The 1,217-nt window shown below is 66.8% G+C and carries 1 protein-coding gene; it reads left to right on the forward strand.

Annotated features, from left to right (window positions below):
* The first annotated feature begins 222 nt into the window (after positions 1 to 222).
* Positions 223 to 1,212, forward strand: a complete 990-nt coding sequence (locus EOA29_RS37045) for an NADH:flavin oxidoreductase/NADH oxidase (RefSeq protein ID WP_127222431.1) — start codon at positions 223 to 225, stop codon at positions 1,210 to 1,212.
* Positions 1,213 to 1,217: the final 5 nt, after the last annotated feature.

Below are 1,217 nucleotides of genomic sequence, written 5' to 3' on the forward strand. Positions count from 1 at the left end.
TTCTTCAGCACCGCCCAGTCGTCGGACAGGACTTCCTCCGAGCGGATGCGGACGCGATCTTCCATGGTGGGACTCCATGCTGCCGGCGGCAAGGGTTAGCCGCGAACCCGCGCCTGCGCAATCCCAGAAACCGACTGGTCCAGCGGGGCTTTCACCGGCTCGTGTCTGGCGCAAAGCGCCGCGGCTGCCTAGATAGCGATATCTCTCCCAGGAGCCCGTTTCATGACATCATCGCTTTTCCAGCCGATCACCCTCGGCGGTCTCACCTTCCCCAACCGCATCGCGGTGGCGCCGATGTGCCAGTATTCGGCCGAGGACGGCTCCGCCAGCGACTGGCACCTCCATCACTGGATGAACCTGGCCATGTCCGGCGCCGGCATGGTGACCGTCGAGATGACCGACGTCGAGCGGCGGGGCCGCATCTCGCATGGCTGCCTCGGCCTCTACTCCGACGACAACGAGGCGGCGGCCAAGCGCACGCTCGACGCTGCCAGGCGCGTCGCAGCACCCGGCACCAAATTCGGCGTCCAACTCGCCCATGCCGGCCGCAAGGCCTCCAACAGGAAGCCTTGGGAAGGCGGCGGCCCCCTGCAGCCGGGCGAGGATCCCTGGCAGACCGTTTCGGCTTCGGCCGTCGCCTACGACACGGGGTGGAATGTGCCGCACGCGCTGGACGAAGAAGAGATCCAGCAAGTCATCGGACGTTTCGCCGCGGCGGCCAGACGCGCCGCGCGCGCCGGCTTCGACTTCATCGAGCTGCACGCCGCTCACGGCTATCTGATCTTCCAGTTCCTGTCGCCGCTCTCCAACCAGCGCACGGACCGCTGGGGCGGCTCATTGGAAAACCGCATGCGCTTCGCCATCGAGATCGCCAGGGCGGTGAAGAAGGCCGCACCGGACATGATGCTCGGCGCGCGCCTTTCGGTGAAGGAATGGGTCGATGGCGGCTTCGACGTCGAAGAGGCGATCGAAGTGGCCAAGGCGCTGAAGGCGGAGGGCGTCGCCTATCTCTGCTGTTCCAGCGGCGGCAATTCGCCTCTGCAGAAGCTGCCCAGCGGTCCCGGCTACCAGGTGCATCTGGCGGAAGCGATCCGCAAGGGCGCCGGCATCGCGACGCGCGCGGTGGGACTGATCGACAATCCGAAGCAGGCGGAAGCGATTGTCGCCGATGGCCGTGCCGACTTGGTGGCGCTGGCGCGCGCCTTTCGGTGAAGGAA

The organism is Mesorhizobium sp. M1E.F.Ca.ET.063.01.1.1, assembly GCF_003998155.1.
Classification (GTDB): domain Bacteria; phylum Pseudomonadota; class Alphaproteobacteria; order Rhizobiales; family Rhizobiaceae; genus Mesorhizobium.